Source organism: Ensifer sp. ENS08, from assembly GCF_014852195.1.
Classification (GTDB): domain Bacteria; phylum Pseudomonadota; class Alphaproteobacteria; order Rhizobiales; family Rhizobiaceae; genus Ensifer; species Ensifer adhaerens.
On the sequence record NZ_JACVBF010000010.1, the window covers coordinates 24,983 to 43,423 of the forward strand.

Annotated in this window: 19 protein-coding genes; 2 read left to right on the forward strand and 17 right to left on the reverse strand. The window is 62.1% G+C overall.

The window, feature by feature from the left end; all coding sequences use genetic code 11:
• Nucleotides 1-112: 112 nt before the first annotated feature.
• The 14 genes from IB272_RS20750 to IB272_RS20815 all read right to left on the reverse strand — a co-directional run bounded on the left by IB272_RS20750 (nt 113) and on the right by IB272_RS20815 (nt 13,426).
• Nucleotides 113-1,426: a TRAP transporter large permease gene (locus IB272_RS20750; protein WP_192444904.1), complete on the reverse strand. Its 1,314-nt coding sequence runs from the start codon at nt 1,424-1,426 to the stop codon at nt 113-115.
• On the reverse strand, nt 1,423-1,935 hold the full coding sequence (locus IB272_RS20755; RefSeq protein WP_060518088.1) for a TRAP transporter small permease: 513 nt from the start codon (nt 1,933-1,935) through the stop codon (nt 1,423-1,425). Before IB272_RS20755 ends, IB272_RS20750 begins: the two co-directional genes overlap by 4 nt.
• Before the next feature lie 137 nt (nt 1,936-2,072).
• Nucleotides 2,073-3,050, reverse strand: a complete 978-nt coding sequence (locus tag IB272_RS20760; protein ID WP_060517914.1) for a C4-dicarboxylate TRAP transporter substrate-binding protein — start codon at nt 3,048-3,050, stop codon at nt 2,073-2,075.
• A 195-nt stretch (nt 3,051-3,245) separates the two neighbouring features.
• Nucleotides 3,246-4,523: an L-fuconate dehydratase gene (locus tag IB272_RS20765; protein WP_089045104.1), complete on the reverse strand. Its 1,278-nt coding sequence runs from the start codon at nt 4,521-4,523 to the stop codon at nt 3,246-3,248.
• Nucleotides 4,524-4,542: 19 nt separating this feature from the next.
• Nucleotides 4,543-5,388, reverse strand: a complete 846-nt coding sequence (locus tag IB272_RS20770) for a fumarylacetoacetate hydrolase family protein (protein WP_034796416.1) — start codon at nt 5,386-5,388, stop codon at nt 4,543-4,545.
• Between the two features lie 25 nt (nt 5,389-5,413).
• The gene (locus IB272_RS20775; RefSeq protein ID WP_090298592.1) at nt 5,414-6,148 is read right to left on the reverse strand and encodes an SDR family oxidoreductase; all 735 of its coding nucleotides are present in this window, start codon (nt 6,146-6,148) and stop codon (nt 5,414-5,416) included.
• Between the two features lie 10 nt (nt 6,149-6,158).
• Nucleotides 6,159-6,605, reverse strand: a complete 447-nt coding sequence (locus IB272_RS20780) for a MaoC/PaaZ C-terminal domain-containing protein (protein WP_034796420.1) — start codon at nt 6,603-6,605, stop codon at nt 6,159-6,161.
• Between the two features lies 1 nt (nt 6,606).
• Complete coding sequence (locus tag IB272_RS20785; protein ID WP_192444906.1) at nt 6,607-7,686, reverse strand: Gfo/Idh/MocA family oxidoreductase; 1,080 nt, start codon at nt 7,684-7,686, stop codon at nt 6,607-6,609.
• Nucleotides 7,679-8,029, reverse strand: a complete 351-nt coding sequence (locus IB272_RS20790; protein WP_089045106.1) for an L-rhamnose mutarotase — start codon at nt 8,027-8,029, stop codon at nt 7,679-7,681. Before IB272_RS20790 ends, IB272_RS20785 begins: the two co-directional genes overlap by 8 nt.
• Before the next feature lie 15 nt (nt 8,030-8,044).
• Nucleotides 8,045-9,157, reverse strand: a complete 1,113-nt coding sequence (locus tag IB272_RS20795) for a mandelate racemase/muconate lactonizing enzyme family protein (RefSeq protein ID WP_192442117.1) — start codon at nt 9,155-9,157, stop codon at nt 8,045-8,047.
• A 1-nt stretch (nt 9,158) separates the two neighbouring features.
• Nucleotides 9,159-10,256 (reverse strand): sn-glycerol-3-phosphate ABC transporter ATP-binding protein UgpC, encoded by a 1,098-nt coding sequence (ugpC, locus tag IB272_RS20800; RefSeq protein ID WP_089045107.1) that lies wholly within the window; start codon nt 10,254-10,256, stop codon nt 9,159-9,161.
• Nucleotides 10,257-10,262: 6 nt separating this feature from the next.
• The gene (locus IB272_RS20805; protein WP_034796430.1) at nt 10,263-11,129 is read right to left on the reverse strand and encodes a carbohydrate ABC transporter permease; all 867 of its coding nucleotides are present in this window, start codon (nt 11,127-11,129) and stop codon (nt 10,263-10,265) included.
• Nucleotides 11,129-12,025 (reverse strand): sugar ABC transporter permease, encoded by an 897-nt coding sequence (locus IB272_RS20810; protein WP_192444908.1) that lies wholly within the window; start codon nt 12,023-12,025, stop codon nt 11,129-11,131. The genes IB272_RS20805 and IB272_RS20810 overlap by 1 nt, the downstream gene beginning before the upstream one ends.
• Nucleotides 12,026-12,106: 81 nt before the next feature.
• Entirely contained in the window at nt 12,107-13,426 is a 1,320-nt protein-coding gene (locus IB272_RS20815) for an extracellular solute-binding protein (RefSeq protein WP_192444910.1), read from the reverse strand.
• Between the two features lie 164 nt (nt 13,427-13,590).
• On the opposite strand from IB272_RS20815, the gene IB272_RS20820 reads away from it, so the two are divergent.
• Entirely contained in the window at nt 13,591-14,379 is a 789-nt protein-coding gene (locus IB272_RS20820; protein ID WP_034796531.1) for an IclR family transcriptional regulator, read from the forward strand.
• A 76-nt stretch (nt 14,380-14,455) separates the two neighbouring features.
• A complete protein-coding gene (locus IB272_RS20825; protein ID WP_192444912.1) occupies nt 14,456-15,292 on the forward strand; it encodes an amidohydrolase in 837 nt (278 codons plus the stop codon).
• Nucleotides 15,293-15,346: 54 nt separating this feature from the next.
• Here the strand turns inward: IB272_RS20825 and IB272_RS20830 are convergent, their stop codons facing one another.
• From IB272_RS20830 to IB272_RS20840, 3 genes are read right to left on the reverse strand one after another with little or no spacing between them, the layout of a single operon-like run.
• Nucleotides 15,347-16,483 carry an ABC transporter substrate-binding protein gene (locus IB272_RS20830; RefSeq protein WP_192444914.1) on the reverse strand — a complete coding sequence of 379 codons (1,137 nt, stop codon included), beginning with the start codon at nt 16,481-16,483 and terminating at the stop codon, nt 15,347-15,349.
• Complete coding sequence (locus IB272_RS20835; RefSeq protein WP_192444916.1) at nt 16,480-17,640, reverse strand: CaiB/BaiF CoA-transferase family protein; 1,161 nt, start codon at nt 17,638-17,640, stop codon at nt 16,480-16,482. The genes IB272_RS20830 and IB272_RS20835 overlap by 4 nt, the downstream gene beginning before the upstream one ends.
• 7 nt (nt 17,641-17,647) lie before the next feature.
• Nucleotides 17,648-18,199, reverse strand: coding sequence for a MaoC family dehydratase (locus tag IB272_RS20840; RefSeq protein ID WP_060517935.1), 552 nt, complete (start codon nt 18,197-18,199; stop codon nt 17,648-17,650).
• Nucleotides 18,200-18,441 lie beyond the last annotated feature (242 nt).

An 18,441-nucleotide genomic window follows, 5' to 3' on the forward strand; every position in this document is an offset into this window, starting at 1 on the left:
TCCGGGGTGATCGATTCATTTTCGTGATCTGTCGCAACGGTGGGTCGGAGCGACGTGCCAGGGCTTAGTCCGGCGCCCAAGTCAAAGGCCGCCGGAGCCGCTCTGGATCGCGCTACTGAACCGCCGCGGTTCCGTAGACGAGGTTCGGCAGCCACAGCGAGAGCTGCGGAAACATGCTGAGCATCACCAGCAGCACCATCATCATTGCGAGATAAGGCAGGACCTCCCGCGCATAGGCCATCATCGGTACCTTCAACACCATCGACGAGATGTACATCAGGCCGCCGACCGGCGGCGTGATGCCGGCGATCGTCAGGTTGGTGATGAAGACGACGCCGAAATGCACCCGGTCGATACCGACGCCGTCGATGATCGGGATCAGCATCGGGGTGAGGATGATGAGCGCCGCCGAGCCTTCGATCGCCGTGCCGATGACGATGAGGAGAACGTTGATCAGGAGCAGCATGAGGAGCGGGTTGTCTGTCGCGCCACCTAGCCAGCCGGACATGGTCTGCGGCACCTGTTCCCAGGCGAGATAAAAGCCGAAGGAGGCGGCCGCGCAGATCATGATCATCACCACGGCGGAATCGCGCACCGCTTCTGCCAGGACCTCCGGGATTTGCCGGAAGGTGAACTCGCGGTATCCGAAGATGGCGACGAAGAGCACATAGACGACGACAACCGCCCCGGCCTCGGTGGTGGTGAAGATGCCGTAGCGCGTGCCGGCGAAGATGACGACCGGGATCGACAGCGCCCAAAGGCCGTCGATCAGCGCCCGGCTCGCCTCCGCCCTGCTGGCGCGTTCCTTGCGGAGCGGCTTGTAGCCACGCTTGCGGGCGATGAAATAAGTGGTGACCATCAGACCTGCCGCAAGCACGAGGCCGGGAACGACGCCTGCAGCAAACAGTCGGCCGATCGAGGTTTCGGCGAGGAAGCCGTAGACGATGAGACCGATCGAAGGCGGGATCAGGCTGGTAATGATCGCCGCCGACGAGGTGATGACCGCGGCGAAGGCACGGCTATAGCCCCGTTCCGACATCTCGACGCCGAGCGTCTTTGCGAGCATCGCAGCGTCGGCGTTGGCAGACGCTGTCAGGCCGCCGAGAAGCGTGCCGAGCACCGTACACATCTGCGCCAGTGCGCCGGTCATGTGGCCGACCAGCACGTCGGCGAGCGTCAGCAGGCGCCGGGTGATGCCCGATGCATTCATGATGCAGCCGGCAAGCACGAAGAGCGGCAATGCCAGCAGTGACACGGACTGGCTGCCCTCGGCCATCTCCTGTGCGAAGTTGGCAAGCGGGATCATGTCCATGTTGATGAAGAAGAAGGCAAGCGCCCCGATCGCCATCGCCCAGGTGATCGGCGTCGACAGGAGGAAGAGGACGACGACCAGCAGCGAGGGGCCGGCAAGATGAAAAAGGGTCATATCAGCGATTCCACATTGCGGTGCAGGCGAACGGTCCATGGCCTTTCGACGATCAGGTGCTGGACGAACATGCCGGCCGAAGCCAGCGCCAGCGGCCCGTAGGAAAGGCTGCGAGACAGATCCATCGCGATCGTGTGCACGTGCCGCGAAGTCCAGGCCTGCCAGCCGAAGAGAACGGTCATGACGATGAAGAATAGCGCCAGCAGCAGGTAGTTGAACCAGGCGATCGCCTGCTGCCAGCCGTTGGGTAGCGCCGCGACGAGGACATCGATCGCCGCATGCGTGCCGAGACGAACACCGGCGACGGCGCCGAAGAACACGAGGTAGGCAAAAGCCATGATCGCCAGCTCGTAGGTCCAGGCAGCCGGCTGCGGGAAGATGTAGCGGCTGACGACACCCCAGAGGATCGAAAAGACGATGACGAGAAGGGCGGCAACGCCGACCGCTTCATCGGCGCGCCGCAGGCTGAAGAGAGGAGCGGTCTCTTCCGGCGAAGGTGAGGTTTCCATGATGGCCCCAATCATTTTGAAAGGCGGAACAGGGCCGGCGCTTGGGCCGGCCTGATGGTTTTCTGTCGCGGCATCCTGAACGCGCCCGACGCCAGCACGACGCGGCGTCTCTATCGCCGCGTCGTGCAATTGCCTGCTTACTGCGCCATCGCCCTTTGCACCTGGTCGTACACGCCAGGCGTGATGTTTGGCACTTTCTCGTAGGCAGCGCGCGAGGCTTCGATAAAGGCCGGGATGTCGATGTCGGTGACGATCTCGACGCCGGAAGCCGCAAGCTGCTTGGCGTAGGCGTCATCCGTTTCGAGCGTCATTTCGGTCAGCTCCTTGGCGATCGTCTGGCCTTCCTCGAGCAGGATTTTCTGCAGGTCTTCCGGCAGGCCGTTGAAGAATTGGCTCGATGCCACCCAGGCGGTGAACATGATCTGGTGGCCGGTTTTGGAGATGACCTTGCGGGTTTCGTTCAGCTTGGCGCCGGCGATCGAACCGAAGGGGCCTTCGGCCGCATCGACGACGCCGGTCTGAAGCGCGTTGTAGACGTCGCCCCAGGGCAGTTCGGTCGGCCGTGCGCCATAATTGCCGAAGGTCGCCATCATGATCGGCGACGAAGGCACGCGGATGGTGACGCCGGCGAGATCGGCCGGCGAGCGAACCGGCTTGTTGGCGATGATGTGGCGATAACCGAAGAGGCCGTTCGGCATGATGATTTTGATGCCCTGCGCCTCAAGCTTGCCCGAGAGCTCCTTGTAGAGGTCCGACGCGAAGAGACGGTCGGTCGCCGCCAGATCGGGGTAGACATAGGGGCCGGCCAGAATGGAGAGATCCGGGACGAACTGGCCGAGCTGGCCATAGTCGGTGGCGCTGAGCAGACTTGCGCCGCTCATGACCATCTCGTTGACCTTCTTCTGCGCGCCGAGCTGGTCGCCGGTCATGACCGTGATGGCGATGCGGCCACCCGAACGTTCGCCGACACGCTCGGCATAGGTTTTCATGGCTTTGACGATCGGCTCGTTCGGATTCACCTGCGAGGTCGAGAACCTCAGGCTGTATTCCTGCGCGTTGGCGACGGCGCAAAAGGACAGCGCAGCCACGGCTGCAGCCAGAACAAAGGTCTTCATCAATTTCCTCCTCTTCCCGGACTCCCCTCCGGAATTCACAATGAATGAATAGATCATTCATAAATGAACGCATCACGTCAAGGGCTGGGCGCCGAAATTGACCGATGATCGGACGAAACAACAAAGCCGGAGCGGCTCTATATCGCTCCGGCTTTTGAATCTTGAAGACGTTATTCTTATATAAAACCTTCTGCGTTAACCGCCGAACCTGTAGTCGGCGATCGACTGCGGCTTCATCTCGATCGAGAACCCGGGCCGCTGTGGCGGCATATAGGCGGCGTTCGCGATCACGCAGGGGTCGAGGAAGTGTTCGTGCAGATGGTCGACATATTCGATGACGCGACCATCCTTCGTTCCGGATACGGCAATATAATCGATCATCGACAGGTGTTGGACATATTCGCAAAGGCCGACGCCGCCGGCATGCGGCCAGACCGGCAGTCCGTATTTGGCGGCAACGAGCAGCACCGCCAGCACCTCGTTGAGGCCGCCCATGCGGCAACTGTCGATCTGGACGATATCGATCGCGCCTTCGGCGATGAACTGCTTGAACATGATGCGGTTCTGGCACATCTCCCCGGTCGCGACCTTCACCGGACCGATCGCCTCGCGGATCTTGCGATGGCCGGCAACATCGTCGGGGCTCGTCGGCTCTTCGATGAAGAACGGCTTGGCAAAGGCAAGCTGCTTGACCCAGTCGATCGCCTCGCCAACCTCCCAGACCTGGTTGGCGTCGATCATCAAGTAGCGGTCCGGGCCGATCACCTCGCGCGCGATTGTCAGTCGCCTGATGTCGTCGGCAAGGTCGCGGCCGACCTTCATCTTGATGTGGTTGAAACCTTCGTCGATCGCCTCCTGGGCGAGACGCCGGAGCTTATCGTCGTCATAACCGAGCCAGCCGGCCGATGTCGTGTAGCAGGCATAACCTTCATTCTCGAGCGTCGCGATGCGCTGAGCCTTGCCGGGTTCGGCCCTGCTGAGGATGGCGACCGCCTCGTCACGCGTCAGCACGTCCGTCATGTAGCGGTAGTCGACGATGTCGGCGATCTCTTCCGGCGACATGTCGGCGACCAGCCGCCAGACGGGCTTGCCCGCCTCCTTGGCAAGCAGGTCCCAGACGGCGTTGACGACGGCGCCGGTCGCCAGATGCATCGCACCTTTCTCCGGACCGATCCAGCGCAGCTGGCTGTCGCTGGTCAGGTGCCGCCAGAACCGGCCGGGATGGGCGAGAATGTCTGATGTCTCCTGGCCGACGATCAGATGCCGCATGGCCTTGATCGCCATGCAGCAAATGTCGTTGCCGCGGCCGATGGTGAAGGTGAGACCATGGCCCGCAAGTCCCTCCCGATCGGTGTCGAGGATGACATAGGCCGCGGAATAGTCCGGGTCCGGGTTCATCGCGTCGGAACCGTCGAGGCTCTGCGAGGTCGGAAAGCGCAGGTCGAAGACGCGCAGATCAGTGATGCGGGTCATGGTCACTCCAGTCTTATGATCAATCGTCCGCGCGCACGGACTGCTTCTGGCTGCCGAGGCCCTCGATGCCGAGTTCGACGACGTCGCCGGCCTTAAGGTAACGCGGCGGCTTCATGCCCATGCCGACGCCGGGCGGCGTGCCGGTCGAGATGATGTCGCCCGGCTGCAGCGACATGAACTGCGACAGGTAGGAGACGAGGTAGGCAACGCCATAGACCATGGTCTTCGACGAGCCGTTCTGCATGGTTTCGCCGTTGACCTTCAGCCACATCGGCAGGTTCTGCGGGTCCGCCACTTCGTCCTTGGTCACCAGCCACGGGCCTGTCGGACCAAAGGTGTCGCAGGACTTGCCCTTGGTCCACTGTCCCTGGCGCTCGATCTGGAAGGCGCGTTCGGAGACGTCATGCACGGTGCAGTAGCCGGCGACATAGTCGAGTGCTTCCGCCTCGGTGACGTACTTGGCCTTGCGGCCGATGACGACGCCGAGTTCCACTTCCCAGTCGGTCTTCTCCGAGCCGCGCGGAATGATCAGGTCGTCATTCGGGCCAACGATCGCCGACGTCGCCTTCATGAAGATGATCGGTTCGGAGGGAACCGTGGCGCCCGTCTCGGCGGCATGGTCGGAGTAGTTGAGGCCGATGCAGATGAACTTGCCGGTACCGGCCACGCAAGGGCCGAGCCGCTGGTTGCCGTCGACAGCCGGAAGGCCGGCGAGATCGAGTGCCTCGAGTTCGGCGAGTTTGTCCGGGTCGAGCGCCGCACCTGAGAAATCGGCGACGTGGCCGGAAAGATCACGCAAGGTGCCGTTCGCATCGAGGATGCCCGGCTTTTCCTGGCCCGGGAGGCCGTAACGAAGAAGTTTCATATCTCTGCTTCCTGCTTGTCTGTTGTCAGATGGTCCAGCCGCCATCGATGGCATAGGCCTGGCCGGTCGTATAGGTGGCGCCCGCGAGATGGACGGCAAGGTCGGCGATCTCTTCCGGGGTGCCGAGCCGTCCCATTGGCTGGCGGGCGATAAAGGTGGCACGCGCAGTTTCATAGTCTCCCTGGGCGCGCATGCGGTCCTGCAGCGACGGGCTTTCGACTGTGCCCGGGCAAATGGCGTTGCAGCGAACGCCCTCAGACACGTAATCGGCTGCGACGGCCTTTGTGAGACCGATGACGGCGGCCTTGGTGACGCCGTAGGCAAACCGGTTGGGTACGCCCTTGATGCTGGAAGCGACCGAAGCCATGTTGATGATCGCGCCGTCCTTGCGGACAAGCATGCCCGGAAGGACCGCACGAATGGTGCGGATCATCGCCTTGACGTTGAGGTCGAGCGCGAACTCCAGATCGCTATCCTTCATCTCCAGGATCGAACCGGCATGCACGAAACCGGCGCAGTTGAAGAGGACGTCGACGGCGCCGATCTCTGCCACGAGCGCTTCGACCGCTTGCGTGTCGAGAACGTCGAGCCGGTGCGTTTCGACGTCGGCTTCCTTTGCAAGTGCCGCAAGCGCATCGGTATTGATATCGGTCGCGTGCACCTTTGCGCCGGCCTTCACAAAGGCCAAAGCCGAAGCGCGGCCGATGCCTTGAGCCGCAGCCGTAATCAGGACGACCTTGCCTTTAAGATCCGCTGTCATTCTCGATCCCTCATGCTTTGCGTTCAACGACCAGGATATGGTCGGCGGCGAGAACGACCTCGCCACGCTGGTTGATGACTTCTAACCGTTCGACGATGCGTCCCGCCTTCGGCCGCTTCGGATCGTCCTCTTTGGCGGCGATCGTCACGCGGGTACGGATCGTATCGCCGATATGAACCGGGCGCACGAAGCGCAGACGATCATAGCCGTAGGAAAAGGCAACCGGATTGATCAGCGATGCCGTAAGGCCGACGCCGATCGAGAAGATCATGGTGCCGTGGGCGATGCGCTGGCCGCCCGGCAGGGTCTTGGCGAACTCCGCATCCATGTGGTGCGGAAAGAAATCGCCGGTGTGGCCGGCATGGACGACGAAATCGGTCTCGGTGATCGTCCGGCCCGTCGTCAGGCGCTCATGGCCGAGCTCGTAGTCTTCGAAATGGATGATCTGTTCCGACATCTCAGCGTCCCGGAAGTGGCGCGATCGCCGTGGCCGGCGACGCACTCGATTGATAGGCGGCCTCGACGAGAGCCATTGTCTGCCAGGCGTCTTCCACCGAGCCGATCAGCTCCGGGTCTTCGCCAGAGGCGAAACGCTGCAGATTGGCCATTCGGTTGGCGAAGGCGTCGGGGAACCAGGCGCCTTCAAGCGGAACTGACACCCACTCGACAGCCCCGGTTGGCCGGATCCAGAGCTCGTCGGGCTCGCCCTTGGGATAGTCGAGGTTGACACCGAGTTTCACATAAGCAGCACCCGACGTGCCCGAGATGCGGAACTCGCAGGCCTGGAACTTACGGCCGAAATCATGGTCGTGATTGATCGAGAGCACGCAGCGCACTCGATCACCATAGTCGAGGATCGCAGCCGTCCGTGTCTGGGCAACCTCATGGTTCGGATGGCCGATCGTCTTTGCATGCACGCCCAAGGGGTTGCCGAGCAGGCCGCGCACGAGATCCAGATAATGGATCGAGTGCATGGCGATCTCGATGCGCGGCAAGCCTTTCAAGAACGGCCAAAAGCCCCAGGGGGTGGAGAGTGCAAGCCAGGCGTCGAAATCGACGACCTCGCCGAGGTATCCCTTCGCGATCGCGTCTTTCAGCGCCAGCATCATCGGCGCGAAGCGGAGCTGGAAATTGACCGCTGCCTTCAGTTTGCGCGTCCGGCAGGTCTCGAGAATGGCGGTTGCGGCTTCGAGGTCCGAGCCCATCGGCTTCTGGATGAGGGCAGCGGCGCCGATTGGAAGCTTCGCCAGGATGGCGGCATGGGCCGCCGGCGGGGTCGCCAGATCAAAGATTGCATCAGCGACCGCAAGCGCGTCCTCTTCCCGTTCGAAGGCGGGAATGCGCCAGGCGCCGGCAAGCTTCGCGGCCTTCTCCCGGTCTGGATCATAAAGGCCCGCGACTGGGAAGCCGGCCTGGCGATAAGCCGGCAGATGTGCATCGCCGACGATGCTGCCGGCGCCGAAGATCACGATCGGCCGGGGCTTTGCCGGTTTCGGCCACCACTGCCTGAGCGCGCCCGGATCGAAATTTTCAGCCATTGTGGGAGACCTTGCCGTCGTGATGGAAGACCTCTTCCATCATCGCCCACCACTCGCCTTCCTGGCGCGTCTCAAGCGGCTTCTGGCAGGGCATGCAGACCGACCACCATTCCTGGTTCTTGGGATGTGCGGCCATCTTGGCCATGTCCGCCTCAAAATCAGAGCCGACATACTCCCAGTAGCCGAAGAGCAGGTTTTCCGGCTCCTTGAGGAAGATCGAGTAGTTGGTAACGTTGCACTGCGAAATCAGCGCGAGGATCTCCGGCCAGACGGCGGCGTGCAACGCCTTGTATTCGGCGACCTTGGACGCCTCCAGACCGATCACCATTCCCATTCGCTGCATGATGACCTCCCTATCCTAGCCCCGAAACTCGCGGGTAAACTCGTCGATCGAGCGGGCGCGCACGGCATCCCAGTCCCAGGAAATCCCGATGCCTGGCTCGGACGGCGCCAATGCGCGACCGTTCCGGATCTCCATGCCCTTGGTCGTGAGATCATCGAGCTGCGGAATGTACTCAACATATTTGCCGTTCGGCACGGCGCAGACGAGGCTGACATGCAGCTCCATCAGGAAGTGCGGGCAGACCGGAATGTCGAAGGCTTCCGCCGCATGCGCGACTTTCAACCACGGCGTGATGCCGCCGATACGGGCAACGTCGACCTGGACGATCGAGCAGGCGCCCTTCTGCATGTATTCGCGGAAATGACGGATCGAGTACATGGATTCACCCACCGCAATCGGTGTGGGCGTCGAGCGCGTCAGCCGGATATGGCCGTCGAGATCGTCGGCCGGCAGCGGCTCCTCGATCCAGGCAAGGTCGAGCTCCTTCAGCCTGGACGCGCGGCGGATCGCCTCGTCGACGGTGAAACCCTGGTTGCAGTCGGTCATGATCTCGAAGCCGTCGCCGAGCGCCTTGCGCATTGCCGACAGGCGATCGTAATCCTCCGAGCCGTGCGGCTTGCCGATCTTCACCTTCGAACCTGAAAAGCCCTTGGCCTTGGCGGCAAGCGCGTCCTCGACCAGCGCTTCCTTTTCGATGTGCAGCCAGCCGCCCTCGGTGGTGTAGAGGGGGCAGCTTTCCTTGGCGCCGCCGGCAAGCTTCCAGAGCGGCAGCTTCTGCTTTTTGGCGCGCAGGTCCCAAAGTGCTGTGTCAACTGCCGCCAGCGCCAGCGCCGTTATCGGGCCGATCGTCGTCGCGTGGGTCGCAAATTCTAGTCTGTGCCAGATCGCCTCGATGCAATCGGCATCCTCGCCGATCAGGATCGGCACCAGGTGGTCGGAGAGAAGCCGCATCACCGACGAACCGCCCGTACCGATCGTATAGCTGTAGCCGGTGCCCGTCGCGCCATCGCTGTCGGTGATGGTGACGATCGGGGTTTCCTGGCTGACGAAGCTCTGGATCGCATCGGTCCGCTTCACCTTCGGCGGCAGGTCGACCATGCGCAGTTCAATTTTCTCGATTTTTGCCATGTCAGCCTTCCAGAGCCTTGCCGGTATCGATGTCGAAGAGATGGGCGCGCGAGAGGTCGAAGCTCATGCGCACCTTCTCGCCCGGGCCAAGCGGGCGCGGATTGAGCATGCGCGAAACCCAGTCTCGACCGTTGAACTGGATGAAGACCAGCGTTTCGTTACCCAGCGGTTCGGTGATCGACACCGGTAGCTCGACCTCGTGCACGGCGGCCGGGTCGCCGGCATGCAGACCATGGCCGCTCGGATAGATGTCGTCAGGCCTCAGACCGAAGGTGACCTTCTGTCCCGGACGGAGCGCGTTCACAAACCGCGGCGGGATCGGCAGCCGCATGCCGCTTACAAAGACGAGCGTACCGTTGTCGACGATCGCCTCGTCCATGTTCATCGGCGGCGAGCCGATGAAGCCGGCCACGAACTTTGTGGCCGGGCGCTGGAACACTTCTTCCGGCGTGCCCACTTGTTCGATATAGCCGTCACGCATGATGACGATGCGGTCTGACAATGTCATCGCCTCGACCTGGTCGTGGGTGACGTAGATCATCGTCGCCTGCATGCGGGCATGCAGCTTCTTGATCTCGGTTCGCACCTGGGTGCGCAGCTTCGCATCCAGGTTCGACAGAGGTTCGTCGAACAGGAAGACATCCGGCTGGCGCACGATCGCGCGCCCCATGGCGACGCGCTGGCGCTGGCCGCCGGAAAGCTGCGACGGGCGACGCTCCAGAAGATGGCCGAGATCGAGGATGGCAGCGGCTTCATCGACCCGCGTCTTGATCTCGTCTGCCGAGCGTCCGGCGATCTTCAGCGAAAAACCCATGTTTTCGGCGACCGTCATATGCGGATAAAGCGCATAGGACTGGAAGACCATGGAAATGTTGCGCGCCCGAGGTGGCAGGTCGTTGACCTTCTTTCCGCCGATTTCGATCGCGCCATCGCTGACGTCTTCGAGGCCTGCGATCATGCGCAGCGTTGTCGACTTGCCGCAGCCCGACGGGCCGACGAGCGCGATGAACTCGCGGTCCTTCACTTCGAGGTCGATGCCGTGGACGACCTCGAGCGCGCCGTAGCGCTTGACCAGTTTCCTGAGGGTGACAGGAGCCATGAACGATTATCCTTTCACCGCGCCGAAGGTGAGGCCCGAAACGAGGTGCTTCTGAATGATGAAGGTAAGGGTCAGCGCCGGGATGATCATCACGACGGCGAGCGCACACATGCCGCGCCAGTCGATGGTGAATTCGGCGGTGTAGTCGAGAAGCCCGACCGGCAAGGTCTTGGAATTGACCGAGCGGGTGATCTGCGAGGCAAGCGCATACTCGTTCCAGGACGTCAGGAACGCAAAGATGCCGGCGGATGCGATGCCGGGACCGGCAAGCGGAAACTCCACCTGCCAGAAGGCCTGCCATGGCGTGCAGCCGTCTATCTGGGCGGCCTCGGCGAGATCCTTCGGCACCTGGCGGAAGAAGCCGTCGATCAGCCAGATGGTGAAGGGCACGTTGAGCGCGACATAGGTCAGGATCAGCGAAAAATGCGTGTCGATGATCCCGGTGCGGGCGTAGAGCATGAAGAGCGGCAGCGAGAGCGCGATGCCAGGCACGGCGCGCGTCAGCATGAAGCCAAGGAAGATCGCCGACTTCGCCTTGAAACGATAGCGGGCAAAGGCGTAGCCGCCGGCCATGCCGATCGCCAGTGCAATCACCGTCGAGGTCACCGAGATGATCAGCGAATTGCGAAAATAGTCCCAGACGGGAACGCCACCCTGCCCGGCGCCCGCAAACATGGCGCGATAGGCATCGAGCGAAATGCTCTCGGGGATCCAAACCGGTGGTTTCGCCATGATTTCGACGGTCGGGCGCAGCGACGACAGCACGATCCAGAGGCCGGGAAGGCAGATCACGGCCATTGCGAGAAACAGGCCGATCAGGTGCACCGTCTTCAACAGGCGGCGGCGCAGGCGGTGCGAAGCGTTGATATCCATTACCACTCGGCTCCGATCTGCTGGCGCGCCGCGGCGAGCTTGCGGAAGAAATAGACGGTGAAGACGATCGACAGGAGGATCGCGACATAGGCCATGGCGTTGGCGAGCCCCATGCGGGCATCGGCATAGGCCGTGCGGCCGACGAGCGTCCAGAGTAGCTCCGTGCGCTTGGCCGGGCCGCCATCGGTCATGATCTTGACGATGTCATAGGCGCGCGCGACGTCGAGAGAGCGGATCGTCATGGCGATGAAGGCGAACGGCATCAGATAGGGCCAGGTGACATAGCGGAAGGTCTGCCAGGGTGTGCAGCCGTCGACATGGGCAGCCTCGACCGGATCCTTCGGCATGGCGAGCAGGCCGGCCAGAATCAGGATCGCAAAGACTGCGGTCGAGGACCAGACTTCGGCGATGATGATCGAGAGCAGTGCGAGATTGCCGTCGATCAACCAGGGAATTGCTTGATCCGTCAGTCCCAGCGACTGCAGCGCATTGTTGACGAAGCCGATATTGTCGTTGAAGAGGAACTTGAACTGGAAGCCGACGAGCACCGGCGAAAACATCATCGGAAACATCATCATGGTGCGCAGCAGGCGCTGGCCGTGGGTCGCCTTGTTGACAAGCAAAGCCAGGCCGAGACCGAGCAGCATCTCGGCGTTCAGAGCCACAGTCAGCAACAGCACGGTGCGGCCAAACGCGACCCAGAATTCGGGGTTGCCAAGTACGGTCGCGTAGTTGCGCAGGCCGACAAAGACCCACAGCGTCTCCGGTTTGGTCAAGCGGAACGGCGTGAAGCTCGAATAGAAGGAAAAAAGGAGCGGCAACACGATCACCGCCGCGAGCACGACAAAGGCCGGAAGCAGAAGCAGGGCCGGTGCTGACAATTTCTTGAGCTTCATCGGGCAGTCCTGAGGATTGCATGAAATGGCTGAGGCGGCGCCGGCGCCTTCAAGGCATCGGCGCCGCCTCATGGGTAACGATCAGAGCTTGCCCGCGTCTTCGAGAATGCCGGTCGCTTTCTGAGCGGCGGCATCAAGCGCTTCCTTCGACGTCTTGTCGCCGAGGATGGCGGCCTGGAGTTCCGGATAGACGGCGTTGGAGATTTCGATCCACTCGGCCGTCTTCGGAACCGGGAAGGCATGCTTTGCGGCTTCCTGGAAAGCCTGCAGCACTTCCGTCTTGTAGGCGTCGCCCTCGGCTTGCTTGATGTTGTATTCCCAGACGGCAATCCGGGTCGGCAACGGGCCGGCAGCCGATTCCAGCTTCTGGCTGTCCTCGTTGGTCAGCCACCAGACGAGCGAAGCGGCCGCTTCCTTGTTGGCGCAATCTTCGGTGACCGAGAAGCCATGATGGCCCGACCAGCCGGTGCGCTTGCCGGAAGAACCGGCCGGCTGCACCTTCACGCCGACATTGCCGGCGACCTTGGAGGACTTCGGGTCGTTGAAGAAGCTCGCCCAGCCAGGCCAGTCGAGATTGAGGGCGATCGAGCCCGAGGCAAAACCCTGGCCGAGGTCGTCCCAAAGATAGTTGGTCGTGCCCGGCGGTACGGCCTTGTCCTTGTAGAGCTTGACGAACCAGTCAAGCGCATGGACACCGGCTTCCGAGTTGAAGGCGGGGCGCCCGTCCTTGTCGAGATATTCGCCACCTTCGGCGACCAGCATTTCATAGAAGCGACCGTTGATTGCCTCTTCCTTACCGGCAAACTGCGTGCCGTAGAAATTCGGCGGGGCGGCGAAGAACTCGGCCTGATCGCTGACCTGGGCCCAGGTGTCCGGCGGCTCGAGGTCGTAACCGTATTTCGCCTTGAAGGCGGTCTTCTTGGCTTCGTCCTGGTAGAGGCTCTTCTGGTAGTAGAGCGCCGACACGTCGAACTGGGCGCGCGGCAACATCACCAGCTTGCCGTCGAGCGTCGAAGCGTCGATCAGCGCCGGCACGAATTTGGCGATCTCCTCCGGCGGCAGGAGCGCCAGGAGATCAGTGTAGATGTCGGGGTATTGCGGCGCGAAGGAGGAATGGTTCGAGCCGACGCACCAGCTGACGCCGCCAGTCGCGATGTCCGACTTGATCTCCTTGTCGAGTTCGAAGTGGTTCTTCTTCGACAGGATGTTGACCTTGGCGCCGGTCGCCTTCTCCCATTCGCCGATCCGCTCGTAGAGCTTTTCGTATTGCTGTCCGCCGATCAGCTTGGCGTCGATCGTGACGCCCTCGAACTTGCCGGGCAGTTCTGCGGCATTCGCCGCTCCCCCTGCACAGGCAAGCATAACGACGCCGGCGGAGACGCCGGCAAGTAGCCTTTTCATATCCACTCCTCCCATGTGCACGCCCTCTTCCTGACGCGACGTTCTCATTTGTGAGAAACTAATTCATATACAAACAACATTTTTATGAGGCGTCAAGGGAGAACTTTCCTTTGTGGGCGCCTTCGTCTGCGTATATGGATATGAATATTCACCAAGGAGGCTTCATGGACACCGAAGAGTCAGATCGCTACCGCGCACCGGCCCTTGATAAGGGGCTCGACATTCTCGAGCTGCTCGCCAGCGTCGACGGCGGACTGACGCAGGCCGAGATTTCCAAGCGCCTGAACCGGAGTCCGAACGAGTTCTACCGCATGCTCGATCGGCTGGTGCGGCGCGGCTATGTCACGCGCATCGACGGAGATCGCTATTCGCTGACATTGAAGCTCTTCGGGTTGTCGCAACTGCATGCGCCGGTCCGCAGGCTTGCCTCCTACGCCACGCCCTTGATGCGGGATCTGGCCCAGCGCTCGAAGCAGGCAAACCACCTCGCCGTCTTCGATCGTGGCTCCGCCGTCGTCATCGCCCAGCAGGAAGCGCCTGATTATTGGGGCATTTCGATCCGGGTCGGGTCGCATATCAGCCTCTTCGACACGGGTTCCGGCCATATCCTGCTTGCCTTCCGCTCGGCCGAAGAGCGCGAAATGATGATCGCGGAACATGCCAGGAGCAAAGACGAGGTCCCGCGCGGGCCTGAGTTCTACGCGCGCCTCGATCAGATCCGCGAGCGCGGCTATGAAATGATGGCGAGCGCGCAGACAGCCGGCGTCTATAACCTCTCGGCGCCGATCCTGGGGCCTGATGGCCGCGGCATCGCGGCGCTGACCGTTCCCTATATCGCGCTCGTTAACGCGCCCTCGGCGCCAGACATCACTGAAAGCATCGCCCTTTTGCTGAAAACCGCCGAGCAACTGTCGACGTTGGCCGGTTCGGACGTGGCCTCCACAACAGATTGACGGCACTTGGGAACGGTCGTACTTCTTATCTGAATAGATCATTCTTATGTGAGAAGCCGTTCGGAGGAGGCGCGCCTTGATCATCGACACCCATCTTCACCTCATCGACAGGTCGAGGCTCGCCTATCCCTGGCTCGCCGGCGTGCCTGCCCTCGACCAGGACTTTCTCTACGCCACCTACGAGCGCGAAGCGCGGCGGCTCGGCATTACTGCCAGCCTGCACATGGAGGTCGATGTCGATCCTTTAGAGATGGAGAAGGAGACATCCGAGGTCGCGCGGCTCGCAGGCCAGGCGGATAGCCTGCTGAAGGGCGCTATTGCCGCCTGCCGACCTGAAGAGGATGGCTTTTCGGCCTATCTGGAACGCCAGGAAGCAAACGGCCTCGTCAAGGGCTTCCGCCGCGTGCTGCATGTGATGCCGGATAATCTCTCCGAAGGAGCGACTTTTCGCGACAATATCCGCCGGCTCGGCGGCCGTCGCTTCACCTTCGACCTCTGCGTCCTGCCGCACCAGATCGAAAAGGCGATTGCGCTTGCCGATCTGGCGCCCGACGTTCCGTTTATTCTCGACCATTGCGGCGTGCCCGACATTCGCGCCGGCGCCGAGCATCCCTGGCGCGAGCACATGAGCGAGATCGCCCAGCGTGCGAACGTCACGGCAAAAATCTCCGGCGTCGTCGCCTATGCGGACGAGGCCTGGCAGGTCGAGACGCTGCGCCCCTATGTCGAGCACACGATCGACGTCTTTGGTTGGGATCGGGTGGTCTGGGGAAGCGATTGGCCGGTCTGCACGCTCGGCGGCAATCTTTCGACCTGGGTCGGCGCCACCCACGCGCTTCTGGAAGGCTGCAGCGCGGAGGAAAAGCGCAAGCTGCTTGCCGACAACGCGCGCCGGATCTGGAATCTCGCCTAGCAAGCCCTGCCCTAAGTCCGTTCCGGGACGCCTGGGCATCCCGGAACTCAGAAATCAGGCTGTAGCAAAACTCTCTGCAAACAGCCGATTGAGATCGTCGACGACCTTTCGCGCCGCCTCTTTGCCCGTGAGGCCGTCGTTGATGCGATCGGATGCCGCCTGCTGGAAGGCCATGTAGCCATCGTGCCGTGGGCGAACCCAGGCGCTCTCCAGCGTCTTGCGCGTCGCACGATAGAAATTGGATGTCGCGGCATTGACGGCGTCGTCATCCCAGGCGGCCGCGTGGCCGGGCTGCCCGCCTCCTGAGGCATAAGGACCGCGCTGGACGGCGCCGCTCGCAACGAAATAGGCGAAATCGATCGCCGCTTCGCGCGCCTGTGAGAAAGCCGAGACCGCAATCCCCGTTCCGCCGAGGGCCGAGCCTGCCGGACCATTGGTTCCGGCAACCGGAACATCGCCGAACGTCACGAGCGACGGCCGGAAGCCCGGCATCGCGTAGCTGACATAGCCGTAGATCAGAGGTGCACAGACAACTTTCGACGCCGGATCGCTCATTGCCTCCAGCAAGGCGATCGGGTCCATGGAAAAGCAGGAGGGATCGATCAGGTCTGTCAGTTCACGCAGGCGCTCGAAGGCGTTGATGCCCCCATCCGGGTCGATCAGCGGCCCGGCGGCGTCACTGCGGCAGGGGGAACCGAGATTGCCGGCGAGCGTGTAGAAGCTCATCAGGGAATGCGGTGGGCGCATCGGCAGCGCCACCCTTCCCTGTCGCGCGAGCGCCAGCATGTCGGTCCAGCTTTCCATACGGTCCGTCAGGTCCGGGCGCCACGCCTGGACCTGGGTCGCCGCATCGATCGGAAAGGCCCATTGCCGGCCCTGCCAGGTATAGCTCGGATAGGAGCGCCCGACGCTCGCATCCTCAAGCGCCTTCCTCTCGGCTTGGCGGCCTTCCACATCGAGCGGCGCCAGGCACTTCTCCTTGGTGATTTGGCCGACATGCGGATGATCGATGACGATAAGGTCATAGGCCCGCGCCAATTCCTCGACCGGATAGGTCTCAAAATCCTGTAGCGAGCGCTTGTCCCATTCTACCGTTATGCCGGTGCGTTCCTGCCAAAGCCGCGAACAGGCGATCATCGGATCGTAGCCGCGCGGGTGGCTCCAGGTCATGCCTTTCAATGTGACGCTCACAGGCCGAACTCCTCTCGGATCGAGGTGCTATGCTCGCCGATCCGTGGTGCTGCGCGGTCCACCTGCGCACGCTTGCCGTTGACCCTGAGCGGCGAACGCGTCGTCAGGATCGAAACGTCGTCTTCGCGCACCACCGTCTGCAGCATGTCGAGCACGCGGAAGCCTTCGCTTTCGAGCAGTTCGTTCCAGTTTAGAACCCGGGCGCACCAGATGTCCGCAGGCTCAAGCACGCCAAGCCAATGGTCGATGGTGTTTTCGGCGATCCGCTTGGCGATCAGCGCCTTGATTTCGTCCCGTTCGGAGAACCAGGAAGCCGGATCGTCGCGATAGGCGTCGAGTTGTGGCATTTGCAAGAGATCGGCAAGCTTCGGGATGGGCGTCATGGCGATGGCGAGATAGCCGTCCCTGGCCGGATAGACCCCATAGGGCGCCGACAGATAGGCATGGGCGCTGCGAAAACCCGACCGGGTCGGCAGCCGGCGGCCGTCATTCAAGTGCGTCGTCAGCACTTCGAACTGGAAGTCGACGAGGGCCTCGAGCAAGCTCGTCTCGATCAGGCTGCCCTTGCCGGAAATGCCGCGACGGACGAGGGCTGCAAGGATACCTTGCGCTGCTGCGGCGCCCGCAAGCATGTCGCCGATCGCCAGACCAAAGGGCACCGGCCCTTGGCCCTCATCACCGTTCAGCCACATGACGCCGGAGCGCGATTGCGCGAGCAGATCCTGCCCCGGCCGCTTCACCCAGGGGCCCTCCTCGCCATAGCCGCTGATCGAGGCATAAACGATCTTCGGGTTGATCGCCTTGACCGCCTCGTAGTCGAGCCCGAGCCGCTGGATGACGCCGGGACGGAAATTCTGGATCAGCACGTCGGCCTTGGCGAGCAACGTCTTCAAGGCTTTGAGATCGGCCTCGTTCTTGAGGTCGATCGCGAGGCTTTCCTTGGCGCGGTTGATGGCATGAAAGATCGTCGAATCGCCGCCGATCTCGGTGTCGCTCAGATAAAGCCGGCGCGACAGGTCGCCACCGTCGGGGCGCTCGATCTTGATGACGCGCGCCCCGAGATCCATGAGGCGCAAGGAGCAGTAGGGGCCTGAGAGAAACTGGCTCATGTCGACGACGACAAGGCCAGAGAGCGGCAGTTCGTTGGTTTCGGTCATCGGTATCTTACTTCTCGGTCTTGCCGACGAAGTCGGCGGGGTTCTTGTATTTCACGGTCTGCAGGTGCTCACAGTAGAGCACCAGCTCCCCCTCGCCCTTGAAGACCTGGTAGCTGGCCCGGATAAGCCCGAGCTCCCTGTAGCGGGGCGTTTTGTCCATGTTGGTACGGATCGTGTAGATCGTTTCGCCGATGAAGACCGGCTTGATGAAGCGCAGCTTGTCATAGCCGTAGGAAAAGGCGTTGACGCAGTTGGTGGCGACCAGCCCGAGGCCTGCGGAAAAGACGAAGGCGCCGGCAACGAGACGCCTGCCGAAGATGCCCTCGCGCTCGGCAAACATCTGATCCTGCACGTAAGGATGGATGTCGACGACGAGCGTATTGAAGAGGTGGCTGTCGCTCTCGGCGATCGTGCGACGCAATGACCTTATTCGCTGGCCGACTGGCCAGTCCTCATAGAACCAGTTTTCCGCGTTCCACACGGGAAGCGCGGCGTGCTCCTCCGGCATGTCCCCGGGATGGGTCGAGGACACCCCGACAGTGGGCATGAAGTCATCCATTGGTCAGTCCCTGATGCAATAGGTCGGCAACTGCGGGTCCGTTCGACGGTTCCCGAGGGCAATGCCGCTCGATCTCCATTCGGATCCTTATATGAATAGTATGTTCACATATGGATTCCGTTTGCAACCGGCTGTGGGCTGCAAGCGCGTTCGCGGCGAGAAGCGACGCCGTAAAGACCATCACTCAAATAGAGGTTCAGCTTCTGCAGTGCGCGCGAGGTGGCGACATTCGTCAACGACGT